This is a genomic window from uncultured Rhodococcus sp., assembly GCF_963525155.1.
GTDB lineage: Bacteria > Actinomycetota > Actinomycetes > Mycobacteriales > Mycobacteriaceae > Rhodococcus_F > Rhodococcus_F qingshengii.
This window is the reverse complement of the sequence record NZ_CAURKP010000019.1, coordinates 26,155-41,158: the sequence shown is the minus strand read 5'-3', so window position 1 is coordinate 41,158 and position 15,004 is coordinate 26,155. Positions and strand designations below refer to the sequence as shown.

The following is a 15,004-nucleotide window of genomic DNA, read 5'->3' as shown; positions in this document are numbered from 1 at the left end:
GCCGCCATTTACTCGAGATCGGCAAATATTCAGTTCAATATGCACCGAAATGCCGCAATGCCGAATATGTGGCCAATTCGCCGAATGTCCCAAATTGGTCGATCCCCGCAAAACAAACATCCGACAACTATCAATCTGAACATTCGTGACACACCGAAATTTAACAGCAGCACTCGAATGCCCATCAGACAACGAGAACTTCCAGATATTCTTCGGCGACCATCGTCCGAATCGACGTTTCGTTACACCGGAACTGAGCGAACGAATGTGCCAGCAAACCAGCCACATACAAATCAGCTTGCGAGGCCGAGCCGGTGCGCTTTCGACACGCGCGCGCACAAAGGGAACGGCACTTATAACAATTCGATCACACAGTGGTGCAGCTGGATTCCGACAGCTGTTTCACGCACACGGACCGAGACGGCAACTCAGCTTTCGAGGCGGCGAGCTCCGAGGACGTCCTTGAGGAGTTCCTTTGCAACATCCTCGGGATCACGTCTGGCAGTCGGATCAGCGGGCTCAGCCGCCTCCGCAAACATCTCGTCCTCGTCCTCCGGCGTTGCAGGCGGAGGAGTTGCCTCGTAGTCGACCTCAGGAGCAGGGGCCGGTCCAGGGTCTTCCGGATAGTCGGGGGCCTCGGGCGGCGGAATGTCGTCCGAATCTCCGCGCTGGGGCTGCGGGGCCTTGGGCTGCTGCGCTGCGCGCTCCTGGCTGGGGCGCGAGAAGCGGGGCGCAGCGGCAGGGCGGCTCGGAGCTTCCGTCGCCTTGGTTGCGCTCGATACTGTCGGCGCTGTAGGCGCACCTTCTTGATACTCGACTTGCCAAGTGCCACCGAACATTTCGGCAAGGACCTCGCAAATGACCGCCGCGTTGTGCGGTTGCGTCACACGAGCACCCAGGACCGGTGAGCCGTGAGCGATGACAACGACATGTCCACGCACGTCGTGAACCGTCGCAGCGGACAGCATGGCCGGAAGAACCTTGTTTCGTTCACCGACCTTGTTGCGCAAGGTGTTCCACGATTCACGGAGAGTCTCGACTGTGGGGCCTGCCGAGACCGGCGCAGCTTCGGCAACCGCCGGCTCGTCGAACTCGGGCTCGGGCTCGTAGTCGGGTTCCGGCTCGGCAAGCCCGATCAGCTCTTCCGCTTCGACAGGAGCAGTAACCGGTGGTTCAACCACAGGAGCTTCAACTATTGGAGCTTCGGCAACCGGAGCTTCAACCACCGGAGCTTCGGCAACCGGCGGTTCCACGATCTCGACAGTGGGAGGTTCTACGACAGGAGCTTCGACAACCGGCGGCGCCGCCGGAGCAGGCGCGGCTGGTTCCGGCCGTGCCTCAGGCTCGGCCTTGCGTTGAGAGGGCCGTTGGAACTTGGAAGCAATCTCCGGTTCGAGCGGCGGCACGGTCGGTGCCGGCGTTGCTGCCGCGCGAGGGGCAGCCGCGACTCCGGCAGCCGGAATACCTTGTTCCAGGCGCTCCAGCCGCTGCAATACAGCTGACTCGGTGTCCGAGGCCGACGGCAGCAGCATTCGCGCGCACATCACTTCGAGCAGCAGCCGCGGCGCCGTCGCCCCACGCATTTCGCTGAGTCCGGCATGGACAGTTTCGGCGAAGCGGGTGAGCGTGGCCGGGCCGACTCGTTGAATCTGCTCACGCATCGTGACCAGCTCCGCTTCCGGAGCGTCGACCAATCCTCGTTCGCTGGCGTCGGAAACAGCCTGCATCAAGATGAGATCACGCAGGCGCTCGAGAAGATCGAGCGCGAATCGGCGTGGATCGTGACCGGCGTCCATCACGCGATCGACAGTGCCGAACAACGCGGCCCCGTCACTGGCAGACAGGGCGTCTACTGCTTCGTCGATGAGCGCGACGTCGGTGACTCCGAGAAGAGAGAGCGCGCGCGGATACGTGACACCTTCTTCTCCTGCGCCCGCGAGCAGCTGATCGAGGACACTCAACGAGTCACGAGGGGAACCGCCGCCGGCCTTGATGACCAGTGGATACACCGCAGGCTCGACCGGTACGCCCTCCTGGGCGCAGATCTTTTCCAGGAGTCCGCGCATGGTCGACGGCGCCAACAGGCGGAACGGGTAATGGTGTGTACGCGAACGGATGGTCGGGAGAACCTTTTCCGGTTCCGTCGTCGCAAAGATGAAGATGAGGTGTTCCGGCGGCTCTTCGACGATTTTGAGCAGCGCATTGAAACCCGCCGCCGTCACCATGTGTGCCTCGTCGATGATGAAGACGCGGTAGCGAGATGCGGCGGGTGCGTGGAACGCCTTGTCTCGGAGTTCTCGGGTGTCGTCGACGCCACCGTGACTTGCGGCGTCGAGTTCCGTCACATCCAGGTTGCCTGTGCCGCCCGGGCCCAGCGAAACGCACGAGTCGCACACGTTGCACGGCGTCGACGTCGGTCCCTGCTCACAGTTCAGCGAACGCGCCAGGATTCGCGCCGACGACGTCTTTCCGCAGCCGCGCGGGCCGGAAAACAGGTAGGCATGGTTGATGCGTCCGGTGTCGAGGGCCGTGCTGAGCGGTGCGGTGACATGCTCCTGCCCCACCACCTCGGCGAAGGACGCGGGTCGATACTTCCGGTACAGGGCCACGCGCAAAGACTACCGGCGACCCACGACAGGTGGTCCGGTGCGGGTGCAACGCCGACTTCTCCCGAAACATGTTCGCAACACAATCGCAGTGCGGAGGAAACCGCACGCACTCATCGTGGGTTCCGTGCACGCGGGCTGGTCCGCGTGCGTGAGGAGAAAACTGTGCCCGCCACCATCGATGCCGGAGCGACTGCCTGGTTGCTCGTCAGTACTGCACTCGTACTTCTGATGACGCCAGGACTCGCACTGTTCTACGGCGGCATGGTCCGCTCGACGGGCGTACTCAACATGATCATGATGAGTTTCGTCTCGATCGCACTCGTCACGGTTGCGTGGTTGTTCGTGGGCTACAGCCTCGTGTTCGGCGACGATCACGGTGGCATCATCGGCGGACTCGAGCACATCGGCATGGCGGGCATCGACCCGTCGACGGTGCACGGGAATGTCCCGGAAGTGTTGTTCGCAACCTTCCAATTGACGTTCGCAATTCTTACTGCAGCGCTCATCAGTGGTGCGATCGCCGACCGCGCGAAGTTCTCCGCCTGGATGATCTTCGTCCCCATCTGGTCCTTGCTCGTCTATGTCCCCGTCGCTCACTGGGTGTGGAATCCGCAGGGATGGCTCGCCCAGATGGGCGCACTCGACTACGCCGGTGGCCTCGTGGTCGAAATCGTGTCCGGAGCGTCGGGTCTGGCATTGGCACTGGTCCTCGGCCAGCGGATGGGTTTCAAGGCCGAGTCGATGCGTCCGCACAATCTGCCGTTCGTCCTGCTCGGCGTAGGCCTGCTCTGGTTCGGTTGGTTCGGATTCAACGCCGGCTCGGCCCTTGCGGCCGACGGTATGGCCTCGCAGATCTTCCTCAACACACTCGTCGCCGGTTGCACCGGACTACTCGGCTGGCTGTTCGTCGAGCAGAATCGTGACGGACACCCCACGACGTTCGGCGCAGCTTCGGGCGTCGTCGCCGGTCTGGTCGCGATCACCCCGTCGTGCGGAACGGTGAACATGTTCGGTGCGCTCGTCATCGGTCTGATCGCCGGCATCGTCTGCTCGTACGCCGTGGGATGGAAGCACAAGCTCGGCTACGACGACTCCCTCGACGTCGTCGGCGTGCACCTCGTCGGTGGAATCGTCGGCTCGTTGCTGATCGGACTCCTCGCGACGGCCGTGATGACGGGCGGTCCGGAAGGTTTGTTCTTCGGCGGTGGATTCGCGCAGTTGGGCAAGCAGTTCGTCGGCGTCGTCGTGGTCGCGCTCTATGCCTTCGGTGTGACCTACGGTCTCGGGAAGCTCATCGACAAGACCTTCGGGTTCCGCATTTCGCGTGAAGACGAGGCCCGCGGAATCGACGTTGCCCTGCACGCGGAGTCGGCCTACGAGCACGGAGTCCTCGGCCACGGTCCGATCGGCGGACAGAACCCGAGCCCGTTCCTCCAGCGTCAGCGTGAGGAACGGGAGAACCGCGAGCGGGACTGACCGCCCTCACCGGTTCGCGATTTCCTCCATCAGGATCGGAACGCCGACATTGCAGGAATGAATCCCGACGACGGTGGTCAGTTTCAGCACCTCGAGAATCTCCTTCGGGGTCACTCCCATGTCGAGCGCGGCGCGAATATGGCGTCGTACGCCGGGTGCGTACATGTGTGTGCTCGCCGCATCGACGGCTATGCACAGCAACTGGATCACCTGGGGTGACAGCACCCCACTGTTCCAGGGCTGCATTGCTGTCTTCATGTACAGCTCGGTCCACTCGGGATCCAGCTCCGAAAGGCCGTCCCACAACGGATTCCAGCCACCCGAATCCTTCATGGCCTGGGTGACGGGAAATGCTTCATTTGCTCGAACGTCAGTCATCGATCTCCTCAGACCATCGAAAATGTTTGATTCAGTTCACGTTTGAGAATCTTTCCGGTTGCCGTCATCGGCAGCGACGGCACGAACTCGATGCGACGCGGATATTTGTAGGCGGCCATCTGTTCCCGCGACCATTCCACGAGATCCGATTCGGAGATCTCTTCACTCGGCTCTCGGATCACGAACGCGACAACTTCTTCGCCGAGGCTCGTGTCCGGCACCCCGACGACGGCGACGAGTGAGACGGCTGGGTGGGTGAGCAGAACCTCTTCGATTTCGCGTGGGTAGACGTTGAATCCGCCCCGCACGATCATGTCCTTCGCGCGATCGACGATGTAGTAATTTCCGTCGGTATCGACCCGTGCCAAATCCCCGGTGCGAAACCATCCGTCGCGCATGACTTCCGCCGTCGCCTCTGGTCGGTTGAAATAGCCCTTCATGACGTTGTGCCCGCGAATGGCCAACTCTCCCACTTCATCGGGGCCGGCGATCGTGTGCCAAGAGCCGTCGACAAGCCGCGCTTCGACGCCCCAGATCGGCACGCCGATCGAACCGGGCCGGGGGTCGCTCTCCGGGTCACTGAACAAGGCCAGCGGAGAGGTCTCGGACAACCCGTACCCTTCGAGGATCTGAACACCGAAGCGTTCCCTGAACTGTGTCAATATTTCCACGGGAAGCGCTGCGCCACCGGAGATCGCGCACCGCATGTTCTGTGCAACGGTCTCGATATCCACCCCGGATTTCACTACCTCGTCCAGCACGCCGAGCAGTCCCCAATACATGGTCGGGACGCCCGCGAAGACCGAGATCTTTTCGCGTTCCATGATCTCGAGTGCCGCGGTCGCATCGAAGCGCGGCATCAACACCAAGGTGGCACCGACGCAGATTCCCGCATTCATGGTCACTGTCTGGCCGAACGAGTGGAACAACGGCAAAGTCAGGAGATAACGCTCATGCATGGACGGAACGCTCTCGAACAACCGGTTGGTCGACAGTGCATTCAAGACCATGTTGCAGTGAGTGAGTTCGGCGCCCTTGGGCTTTCCGGTAGTGCCGCTGGTGTAGAGGATGACCGCGGTGTCCGTCGGTTCACGAACAACCGCGACTGCAGGCGTTTCCGTGCCGGACACGGATGCCAGTGCTTCGCCTAGAGTCTCGACTCCGAGGATCGACGACGGTGCACCCGACTCGGCGCTGATCACGATCAGGGCCGAACAGGTCTCGCTCTGCTCGAACCCGGCGATGGCGTACTCAGCGATCGGCAATTCGGGACTTCCCTCGAAACAGAAGTACAGCTTTGCTTCCGAATCAGCCAGGTGATAGGCGATTTCGCGCCCCTTGAGCAGAATGTTCAGAGGAACGACGACGCCGCCGGCCTTGAGAATGCCGTAGTAGACGATCGGGAACTCGAGAACGTTCGGGCAGGACAACGCCACCTTGTCACCTGGCTCGACACCCCGCGAGACGAGCAGATGGGCGATGCGATTCGCGTAGGCGTCGAACTGCGCATACGTCAGCCTCGCTTCCCCGAGAACCAGCGCATCCCGTTCCGGGTATCGCCGGGCCGAATCTTCCAGCAGAGCAGCAAGATCAAGCACGACTGTGTTCCTCCTGCGCCCCGGAATCCGTGGCATGAGACGAGGCGGCGTGCGACACCGACTCGAGCAGTTCCAACACCAACGATTCCGCCCGCGGCCAATACCCGTATCCGGACGCCGGATTGAGGTGTCCGACCTCACCCAGATCCAGCAACCGACTCCCCCATCCTTCAGCCAAACCCACAACTCGGCGATACCCGGCGAGCGGATCGTTCCGACTCGCCGCGACCGTGCTCGGAAAAGGCAGACGCTGACGCGGTATCGGTAGCCACCCGTGTCGGTCGAGATCTTCGAGAGACGGATAGGACTCGGGTAGAGGAAGTTCGAGATCCGCCGGCGTGACCAGAAGTGCGCCGGCAACATCTCGATGATGCGCCCTCGCCCAGTGGGCAACGGTCATAACTCCGGCGCTGTGCGCGACCAGGACCACCGGGCTGGAAACACTTGTCAACACCTCGTCCAATGCCGCAACCCTGGCATCGCGACTGAGCTTGTCGTTCTCGAGGGGAGGAACCGTCAGAACGTTGTCGAGCCTGCGCGCGAGGTGAGTCTGCCAATGATCCTCGACATGATCGCGCAGACCGGGAACTATTACTACCGTGGGTGATTCATCCATCAGGAACTCCGAACTTCTGCTACTTCAGTGGCGCCGGATATCTCGGGCCGATTCTGCAACGTCGCCAACCGCCTCATCCCGGCGGGATAGGCACGCTTGCCGGCTACCAACGCGAGGGCCGCGACGACATAGACGAAGGGCGAAAGCTGTAGAGCACCGAGAAGACCCAGGTGATCGGCGAGGATGCCGACCACGAAGGGACCGAGCGCCAGCCCGAGAAGGTTGTTGGCGACGGTGAGCGTTCCCATGGCCGACGCTCGAATCGAGTGATGGGTAAGGTTCGCGACCATCGCTGCCGTCGGCCCCGACGAACCGGCGGAGAAGAATGCACCGATACCGAGCAATACGAGTTGCGCTGTCCCCGTGCCCAATCGGAGCCCGATACTCAGCGTCACCAACGAGATGGCGCAGTAGACGATGGCGGTGGTCCATTTCCGCGCCGAATCGTCGCGGCTGAATCGATCTGTGATGAACCCGCACACCACCATCCCGCTTCCGACCAGGAGGACGAATACGGAAGCTGTGACGCCGGCTTTGTCCGGGGCCAAATCGTAGTAGCGATTGAAGAAGCTCGGCAACCACGCCAGAAGTACAGCGGCGGTGAACATCTGGAGACCACCACCGATGTAGGCGAACAACACGGCGGGATTGGTGAACAGCGAGGACACCGGCGCACGAAAACCGTCGTGTCTCACCGCTTCCCCGGCGGCATCCGGCGCGGCCTCGACGGCGTAAGCGGTGAGCTTCTTCTCGGTGACGAGGGCACGGAACAGCGCAACCAGAATCAGACCGAAGATCGCCATGGCGGCAAAAGACCACCGCCAACTGAACTGGACTGCGATGAACCCACCGATTGCCACACCGATGACCGAACCGAACGATCCACCGGCCATGAAAGCACCGGCAAGAGCTGCGTGCACGCGGGGCGCAAACACACTGAGGACCACGGCGATACCCACGCTGCCGTACGCCGCTTCACCGACACCGACCAGGAACCGGGCGCCCAACATCTGTTCGTAGGTCTGAGCGATTGCGCACAGCAACGTCGCGACACTCCACAACACCGCCATCAAGATCAAGCTCTTGACGCGGCCCCAGCGGTCCGCGAGCAGCGACAACGGGAACGTCAACAGCCCGACCATCAATGCCACCACGCTGCTCAGGGAGGCGAGGTGCGAATCGGAGAGATCCCAGTCCGCTTTCAGGATCGGGAAGACTGCACTGAGCACCTGCCTCGACATGTAGTCCGAGAGCAGAAGACCGAAAGCCAGGGCGAAAACGATCCACGGGTATAACTTTCGTCGTCCGCCGATTCCGAGCGCGGTGTCCACACGTGGCGTGGCGGGAGCTTGCAGTCCCATGACTCTCCTAGGAAGTACTCGAGGTAGACGGGGGGATTCGGGGGTACGAACCGTCGCGGTTCGTACCCCCGGAACTGTTGTACGAGAGGGTGCGAACTCAGGCGTGCTGCGTGAATCCCAGCTGGCCGATCCGGCGGTTGGGCGCGTAACCCAGCTTCGCCAACGTCTCGTCGGTGTCGGCATACGTCTCACCGATCCGGTAGATGTCCCGAGCTTCCTTCGCCGTAGCCACCTCGCGGCCCAATTCGCCTGCAATGCGCACCAACTGCTCGATCTGCTGCACCGACGTCATCTTCTCGCCCTTGCGGCCCCAGATGGTGTCCTCGTTGCCGCAGCGAGCGTGCAAGCCCATCGCGATGGCCATCGTGTTCACCGGCAGGACGCTACGCATCAGCGTTTCCAGCGTCAGGCACGCACCGTCGGGAACACGCTGGACGAAGTTCATCATGTTGTACGGGTTGGGTCCGTCGAAGCCGCCGCCGATTGCGACCCACGTGAGGTTGACCGGACCCGTGTAGATGCCGCGTCGGATCAACCGCTCCACCGTTTCGAGCTGCGGAATACTGGACAACTGGAAATGCGGCTGGATTCCGGCGGCCTGCAACCGGCGCAGGTGCTCTGCCACCCACTCCGGACCGGCGGGCACAGTCATTTCCCGATACGTATCGGCCAATTCCGGACGCTGCATCGACGTACCCGCGATGTCGTCGTCGGTCATCAGTTCCATGATGTTCATCTGGCTGGTATTGATCGCGATCGTCACCTGATCGGGAGCCGGCTCCAATTCCGCCAGCATGTGACGCACGTCGTCGGACAACCACTTCGCATCGGCACCTTCCCCCTCCGGGGCAAACGAAATCGACCCGCCGACCTGCAGAATCATCTCGGGAACGGCCTCACGCAAGCGACCGAGAAGCTCGTTGAACTTCGACAGACGCTTCGAGCCCTTGCCGTCGAGTTCACGCACGTGGATGTGGAGAACTGTGGCACCGGCGTTGAAACAGTCGACGGCTTGCTGGACGTGCTCGTCCATCGACAGAGGGAGGTCTTCTGCAAAATCGTCCGGCTCCCACTCCGGTCCGTAGGGAGCAACGGTGATGACAAGCTTGTCCTGGGTTTCGGGGAACAGTGAATCGTCGTGGAAATGCATAGCGTGACTCCGATCGAGTGAATGAATTTATCTTCGGGGCTGGGAAGAGAGATCAGAACGGTGCGTCGCCGATGATTCCGGCGCGCTCCATCTTTCGAACCGCGGGCCAGTAGTCCTGCACCGCGTAATGCTGTGTCGAACGGTTGTCCCAGATCGCGACGCTGTTTTCGGTCCAACGCCACCGAACCTGGTACTCGGGAATCTGAGCCTGGCTCGCCAGGTAAGTGAGCAGATTCCCGGCGCCGGGGGCGTAATCGATTCCATAGCGGACGTTCTCGGGCGTGTGATAGTTCACAAGGTGTGTGGCGAACGAATTGACGAAGAGAATCTTCTCGCCAGTCTCCGGATGTGTTCGTACCACGGGATGTTCGGCGTCGGGAAAGCGTTCCTTCAGCTGGTGCCGCTGTTCGATCGGCATCCGAGCGCCGAAGGTCGACTCGATACTGTGCCTGGCACGCAGATCCTTGATCTGCTCCTTGACCCGCGCCGGCAGATTCTCGTAGGCGAGTGCCATGTTCACCCAAATCGTGTCGCCGCCGACAGGAGGTGTTTCCACACAACGCAATACACATCCCATGGGCGGGTTAACGCGCCAGGTGGCGTCGCAGTGATATGCATTCTCGAAATGCTCCGGCGGGCTGTCCAGATCCTTGTAGATGCGGACGAGGCCCGGGTGGTCGGGGTCGCTGCCCAGAGCCGGATGATCCTCGAGTTCACCGAATCGCTGGGCAAGTTCTACGTGCTCGGCTTTGGAGAAGGTCTGGTCGCGAAAGAACAGAACCTTGTGTTCGAGCAGCAATGCCTTGATTTCGGCGAAGAGTGCATCATCTCGCGCGACCTCGCCGAGATCCACCCCGGACAACTCTGCCCCGATCGAACAGGTCAATTTCTCGACGCGGATCGTATTCCTCGACGAGGGAAGGTTTTCTGTCAGCGTTGCGGTGTTGGTCATGACAATTCCTCTGGGAAGTGCTGTTTCGGTTCAGACGGAGAAGACGGAGGAACCGATACTGCGACCGGACTCCATGTCGTGGTGCGCACGCACCGCATCTTCGAGGGGGTATCGCTGGTTGATCTCGATCTTGATTCGCCCGGACTCGACGTGTGAGAACAGTTCGCCCGCCAGTTCGGCACGTTCTTCGGGATCCGCGATGTAATCGGCGAGAGCCGGACGTGTGAGGAAGAGTGATCCCTTGACTGCCAACTGCATTGCCTGAATCGGCGGAGTCGGTCCGGACGCCGTTCCGAAGCACACCAGCAGCCCCCGCCTGGCAAGGCAATCGAGAGAGATGTCGAACGTGGATTGCCCGATACTGTCGTAGACAACCGGCACGCCGACGCCCCCGGTGATCTCCTTGACACGCGCGACGACGTCCTCGCGGGTGTAGATGACGACTTCATCGCACCCGTGAGCTCGGGCAACGCTCGCCTTCTCGTCGCTCGACACCGTTCCGATCACTTTGATTCCCAACAGTTTTGCCCACTGGGTGAAGATCAGTCCAACCCCGCCCGCCGCAGCATGTAGCAACACGGTGTCTCCCGCTTTCAACGGGTAGATGCGACGCAGAAGGTAGGCGGCAGTCAGTCCTCGCATGGTCATGGCGGCCGCGGTGTCGAAGGCGATGCCGTCGGGTAGCGCGATCAGGTCGGACGACGCCATGATCCGCTCGGTGGCGTACGCACCCAGCGGACTGCCGGTGTAGGTCACACGGTCCCCCACTGCAAAATCGACTACTCCCTCGCCGATCTCTTCGACCACACCGGCGCCCTCGACGCCCATCCCGGCAGGCAATTGCGCAGGATAGAGGCCACTTCGAAAGTAGGTGTCGGCGAAGTTCAACCCCACCGCTTCATGACGAACCCGAACCTCTCCGGCGCCCGGTCGTCCTACCTCGATCTCTTCCCAACGCATGACGGACGGTGTGCCGATCTCGTGGAACCGAATGGCGTTTGCCATCAATGCTCTCCAATTCTGTGGGCGGGCTCGACTCGATTACGGTCGAGCTGTATTCGTACGCAACAACTTCCAGAAGTCGGTGCTCGACTTCGTGGTCGTGCCGAACTGATGTGAACAAAACTATGTGAGATCCGGCTCACATGCTTAACTTGACGAGACACACAACACAACATTTCGGGACATCGAGTAAAGGGGGCCCTATGAAGCCACTCGCCCGCTACGCGTCACTGAACCGATACGTCGACCTGTGCCGAACAGTGGACGTGGACGCTGTGGCCCTCATGAGAAGTGTCGGCCTGAGCCCGGCAAGCCTGGCGAACCCCGACCAATGGGTACCGGCCGCCTCCATCGCATCGCTCCTGGAGCGATCGGCAGCGGAGTCCGGACACGAAGACTTCGGGCTTCTACTCGCCGGCCTGCGTCGACTGTCCAATCTCGGTCCCCTCAGCTTGGTCATCAGGGAAGAACCAGACGTCAGGAGCGCGCTCGACGTATTGATGCGATACGAGCACACGTACAACGAGTCATTACGCATTCGATTGAACGAGGTCAACGGACTCGCCACCCTGCGAATCTCGCTCGAGGTCGGCGAACCGGTCGACACCAGACAGAGCGTCGAACTCGCAGTCGGCGCGACACTGCAGATCCTGCGGAGTTTCCTGGGTTCTCGATGGCAACCGGTCAGCGTGGGATTCACGCACAATGCCCCGAAAGACACGAGCACGCATCGGCGAATCCTCGGCGAGACGGTGGAATTCGATCACGAGTTCACCGGTATCGTTTTCTTCGCCGCCGACCTGGATGCGGCTAACCAACTTTCCGACGAGTTACTCCGGCCGTACGCTCGCCAGTTCCTCGACTCACTTCCCGCATCGGAAACCTCCGACACCCTCAGCCGCACCAAGGAATTGATCGAAGTTCTGCTTCCGACCGGCCGCTGCTCTGTCGAGCAGGTGGCACGCAGTCTCGGATTCGACCGGCGGACACTGCACCGTCATCTCGCCGAATCCGGAGATACGTTCACGGCCGTTCTCAATTCGGTTCGAAGCTCCCTCGCGGAACGATTTGTCTCCAACCCTCGCTATTCATTGACCGAAGTGGCTGTGCACCTAGGGTTTTCGACGCAGGGTAGTTTCTCGCGCTGGTTTCGCACTCAGTTCTCGATGAGCCCGAGCGCGTGGCGGACTCAGCGCTCGATCAGCTGACCAGCACGACTCCGACGTAGGCGATCGTTGCCACCCACACAGTGGAAATCGCGGCCAGCACGAATGGCCGGGCGCCAACTCCACGAATGACGCTCAACCGCACCCCCAGCCCGAGTGCGAACATCGCGGCGGCCAACAGCGCCGTCTGCACCGTCTTCGCCAGCCCCAGAAGCTCATCCGGCAAGATGCCCGTGGAGCGCAAGCCCGTACAGCCGATGAACGCCACGACGAAAAACGGAACCAACGGAGGACGCTTGGTGGCGGTGCTGTCGACCATCCTGCGTTGCCGGATGCTCAGAAATGCCATGACCGGCGCCAACATCAACACGCGCGCAAGTTTCACCACGGTCGCGACACCCAACGCGGTGGCGCCGAGAGCGCTGCCGGCAGCCACCACTTGCGCCACTTCGTGGATCGACCCACCGGCCCACATGCCTGCACCGACCTCGTTCATACCGAAAGCGTTGGCCAACAGTGGGATTGTCGGAATCATCAGAGTTCCGAAGATCACCACCAACGCAACAGCGGTGAGCAACTCTTCCTCTCGCGCATTCACCACACCGTCCGCAGCAGCCACGGCGGCAGCACCACAGATCGAGAAGCCGCAGGCAATCAGAATTCTCTGCGACCAACTCAATCCGAGAAGTTTTCCGGCATACATGGTCCCGGCGATACCGAGGAACACAATCGCAACCACAACGGCGATCACTCCCCAGCCCAAACCGACGATGTCGGAGAACATCAATTGCAGCCCGAGCAGAGCGATACCCACCCGAAGTAGCCGTTTCGCCGAGAATGCCAGGCCAGGTTGGAATTTCGCCGGCAAAGAGACGGTATTCGCCAACACCGCACCCGCCACGATCGCAATAAGCAACGGACTCACGGCGGAGGTGAACTGACCGGCTATCAGCGCGACCGTGGCCCCCAAGGCGCACAACGCAACTCCGGGCACCAATGCAGCCACACTGGACCACCGTCGTACTTCTGACGAAGGGGCGACTGCGGGTTTCTCGGCCACGGACTTCACATCACGGTTCACTCATCCAGCGTCCTTGAGCCACCATCGCTCCGGTAGGGCGATTTCTACCATCACGGCATATCAAATCGATATGAACGTGAAGTTCGGTATAGCCTGTTTGCATGACCAGACGGTGGCCCGACCTCACCACTCTCGAGCTACTCATCGGCATCGATGATCACGGAAGTCTCAGTGCGGCAAGCCGTTCAGCAAACATTGCGCAGCCGAATGCCAGCCGCGCCGTCAAAGCCCTCGAGCGGCAGCTCGGGATGCCACTCATACACCGAAGGTCGACGGGGGCGACTTTGACTCCGCAGGGGACCGTCATCGTCCACTGGGCGCGCCGCGTCCTCGCCAACTCGAGGCAGCTTCTCGACGTCGCCGAAGGGATGCGGACCGAACGATCCGCGGAATTGACCGTGTGTGCCAGCATGACCGTCGCCGAACATCTGATTCCGGCCTGGCTCGGTATCTTTCGGTCACTACATCCTGGTGTCACCGTCCACCTTCAGGTTTACAACTCGACCCGCGTCCTCGAGGCTGTAGAGGTGGGAATGTGTGACCTCGGATTCGTCGAGTCACCGACCGTTCCGAAGAGCCTGTCCAGCGTCACCGTCGCGCGTGACTCGCTGGTCGTGGTCGTTCATCCGGATCATCCATGGGCGCGTCGACGAAAGCCGCTGACCGTCGCCGAACTGGCAGCGACGCCGCTGCTGGTGCGCGAGCCCGGATCGGGAACCAGAACGACTCTCGACCTGGCGTTACACGAATACGAGCGCGGTGCACCGTTGTTGGAACTGGGTAGTTCGGCCGCGATTCGAACCAGCGTGCTCGGTGGCGTCGGCCCGGCGGTACTGAGCACGCTGGCCGTCGAGGACCAGGTGAAGCAGGGAGAGCTTCGGGTCGTAGCCGTCGAAGGCTTGGAACTCGACCGATCCCTGCGCGCAGTGTGGCGCCCGCCGCGTCAGCTCGAGGGCCCCGCAGGCGACCTGATGAAAGTAGTGCGTGCCAGCGGGTCCCGGAAGTCCTGAAAGCGGCTTACTTTTTGTCGGCCTTCGCTGCTGCCTTTGCGGCCTTCTTGAACTCGCGGACCTCGAGCAAAGACTGTTCGTCGACCACGTCTGCAATCGAGCGCCTCGAACCTTCGAGCCCGTAGTCGCCGGCCGCTTGGCGCCAACCTTTCGGCTCGACGCCGATCTGTTTTCCGAGCAACGCCAGAAAGATCCGGGCCTTCTGATCCCCGTAACCGGGTAGGGCTTTGAGCCGCTTCAGTACTTCCTTGCCGTCGGGATTTCCCGAAGTCCAGATCGCCGCGGTGTCGCCGTCGTAGTTCTCGACGATGAACTGGCACATGAGCTGGATACGCTCGCCCATCGACTTGGGGAATCGGTGCACAGCCGGAGGCTCGGCACAGACGGCGATGAACTCGTCGGTGTCCATGTCGGCGATACGCCTGACGTCGATACCGCTGAGCCGATCCGCCAGCTTCTTCGGACCGAGGAAGGCCGTTTCCATCGGAACCTGTTGATCGAGAAGCATTCCGATCAACAACGCCAACGGGTCCTCGGCGAGGAGAGCATCAGCTTCGGGGTCACCGACAAGGTTCAGTTGAAGTGCCATGAGTCCGATACTGCCA

Annotated in this window: 13 protein-coding genes; 3 read left to right on the top strand and 10 right to left on the bottom strand. The window is 61.5% G+C overall.

The window, feature by feature from the left end; all coding sequences use genetic code 11:
* Positions 1 to 428: 428 nt before the first annotated feature.
* Positions 429 to 2,609 (bottom strand): DNA polymerase III subunit gamma and tau, encoded by a 2,181-nt coding sequence (locus RWT78_RS07015; RefSeq protein ID WP_314674914.1) that lies wholly within the window; start codon positions 2,607 to 2,609, stop codon positions 429 to 431.
* Between the two features lie 162 nt (positions 2,610 to 2,771).
* Between RWT78_RS07015 and RWT78_RS07010 the strand changes: the two genes are divergently transcribed.
* A complete protein-coding gene (locus tag RWT78_RS07010) occupies positions 2,772 to 4,085 on the top strand; it encodes an ammonium transporter (protein ID WP_003943791.1) in 1,314 nt (437 codons plus the stop codon).
* Between the two features lie 6 nt (positions 4,086 to 4,091).
* On the opposite strand, the gene RWT78_RS07005 is transcribed toward RWT78_RS07010, so the two are convergent.
* The 7 genes from RWT78_RS07005 to RWT78_RS06975 form a co-directional block, all read right to left on the bottom strand.
* A complete protein-coding gene (locus RWT78_RS07005) occupies positions 4,092 to 4,463 on the bottom strand; it encodes a carboxymuconolactone decarboxylase family protein (protein ID WP_003943892.1) in 372 nt (123 codons plus the stop codon).
* Between the two features lie 8 nt (positions 4,464 to 4,471).
* Positions 4,472 to 6,061, bottom strand: a complete 1,590-nt coding sequence (locus tag RWT78_RS07000; protein ID WP_314674911.1) for a long-chain fatty acid--CoA ligase — start codon at positions 6,059 to 6,061, stop codon at positions 4,472 to 4,474.
* Positions 6,054 to 6,677 carry an alpha/beta hydrolase gene (locus RWT78_RS06995; RefSeq protein ID WP_314674909.1) on the bottom strand — a complete coding sequence of 208 codons (624 nt, stop codon included), beginning with the start codon at positions 6,675 to 6,677 and terminating at the stop codon, positions 6,054 to 6,056. The genes RWT78_RS07000 and RWT78_RS06995 overlap by 8 nt, the downstream gene beginning before the upstream one ends.
* Positions 6,677 to 8,038 (bottom strand): MFS transporter, encoded by a 1,362-nt coding sequence (locus tag RWT78_RS06990; RefSeq protein ID WP_003943898.1) that lies wholly within the window; start codon positions 8,036 to 8,038, stop codon positions 6,677 to 6,679. Before RWT78_RS06990 ends, RWT78_RS06995 begins: the two co-directional genes overlap by 1 nt.
* A gap of 97 nt (positions 8,039 to 8,135) precedes the next feature.
* The gene (locus tag RWT78_RS06985; RefSeq protein WP_003943988.1) at positions 8,136 to 9,188 is read right to left on the bottom strand and encodes a 3-keto-5-aminohexanoate cleavage protein; all 1,053 of its coding nucleotides are present in this window, start codon (positions 9,186 to 9,188) and stop codon (positions 8,136 to 8,138) included.
* A 52-nt stretch (positions 9,189 to 9,240) separates the two neighbouring features.
* Positions 9,241 to 10,140 (bottom strand): TauD/TfdA family dioxygenase, encoded by a 900-nt coding sequence (locus RWT78_RS06980; protein WP_007731564.1) that lies wholly within the window; start codon positions 10,138 to 10,140, stop codon positions 9,241 to 9,243.
* A 30-nt stretch (positions 10,141 to 10,170) separates the two neighbouring features.
* Positions 10,171 to 11,145, bottom strand: a complete 975-nt coding sequence (locus tag RWT78_RS06975; RefSeq protein ID WP_003943928.1) for a quinone oxidoreductase — start codon at positions 11,143 to 11,145, stop codon at positions 10,171 to 10,173.
* Between the two features lie 200 nt (positions 11,146 to 11,345).
* Here RWT78_RS06975 and RWT78_RS06970 point away from each other — a divergent pair, with 200 nt between their 5' ends.
* Positions 11,346 to 12,350, top strand: coding sequence for an AraC family transcriptional regulator (locus tag RWT78_RS06970; protein WP_007731570.1), 1,005 nt, complete (start codon positions 11,346 to 11,348; stop codon positions 12,348 to 12,350).
* Here the strand turns inward: RWT78_RS06970 and RWT78_RS06965 are convergent.
* Positions 12,343 to 13,389, bottom strand: coding sequence for a YeiH family protein (locus RWT78_RS06965; RefSeq protein WP_007731571.1), 1,047 nt, complete (start codon positions 13,387 to 13,389; stop codon positions 12,343 to 12,345). The genes RWT78_RS06970 and RWT78_RS06965 overlap by 8 nt on opposite strands.
* Before the next feature lie 101 nt (positions 13,390 to 13,490).
* Between RWT78_RS06965 and RWT78_RS06960 the strand changes: the two genes are divergently transcribed.
* The gene (locus RWT78_RS06960) at positions 13,491 to 14,399 is read left to right on the top strand and encodes a LysR family transcriptional regulator (protein WP_003943906.1); all 909 of its coding nucleotides are present in this window, start codon (positions 13,491 to 13,493) and stop codon (positions 14,397 to 14,399) included.
* A gap of 7 nt (positions 14,400 to 14,406) precedes the next feature.
* Here the strand turns inward: RWT78_RS06960 and RWT78_RS06955 are convergent, their stop codons facing one another.
* Positions 14,407 to 14,988 carry an HhH-GPD-type base excision DNA repair protein gene (locus RWT78_RS06955; protein WP_003943868.1) on the bottom strand — a complete coding sequence of 194 codons (582 nt, stop codon included), beginning with the start codon at positions 14,986 to 14,988 and terminating at the stop codon, positions 14,407 to 14,409.
* Positions 14,989 to 15,004 lie beyond the last annotated feature (16 nt).

Bases quoted from the DNA above. Each gene is read 5' to 3' on its own strand.
- RWT78_RS06985 (WP_003943988.1), bottom strand. From the start codon at position 9,188: ATGCATTTCCACGACGATTCACTGTTCCCCGAAACCCAGGACAAGCTT.
- RWT78_RS07005 (WP_003943892.1), bottom strand. From the start codon at position 4,463: ATGACTGACGTTCGAGCAAATGAAGCATTTCCCGTCACCCAGGCCATG.
- RWT78_RS06990 (WP_003943898.1), bottom strand. From the start codon at position 8,038: ATGGGACTGCAAGCTCCCGCCACGCCACGTGTGGACACCGCGCTCGGA.
- RWT78_RS06975 (WP_003943928.1), bottom strand. From the start codon at position 11,145: ATGGCAAACGCCATTCGGTTCCACGAGATCGGCACACCGTCCGTCATG.
- RWT78_RS06960 (WP_003943906.1), top strand. From the start codon at position 13,491: ATGACCAGACGGTGGCCCGACCTCACCACTCTCGAGCTACTCATCGGC.
- RWT78_RS06980 (WP_007731564.1), bottom strand. From the start codon at position 10,140: ATGACCAACACCGCAACGCTGACAGAAAACCTTCCCTCGTCGAGGAAT.
- RWT78_RS06955 (WP_003943868.1), bottom strand. From the start codon at position 14,988: ATGGCACTTCAACTGAACCTTGTCGGTGACCCCGAAGCTGATGCTCTC.
- RWT78_RS06995 (WP_314674909.1), bottom strand. From the start codon at position 6,677: ATGGATGAATCACCCACGGTAGTAATAGTTCCCGGTCTGCGCGATCAT.
- RWT78_RS06970 (WP_007731570.1), top strand. From the start codon at position 11,346: ATGAAGCCACTCGCCCGCTACGCGTCACTGAACCGATACGTCGACCTG.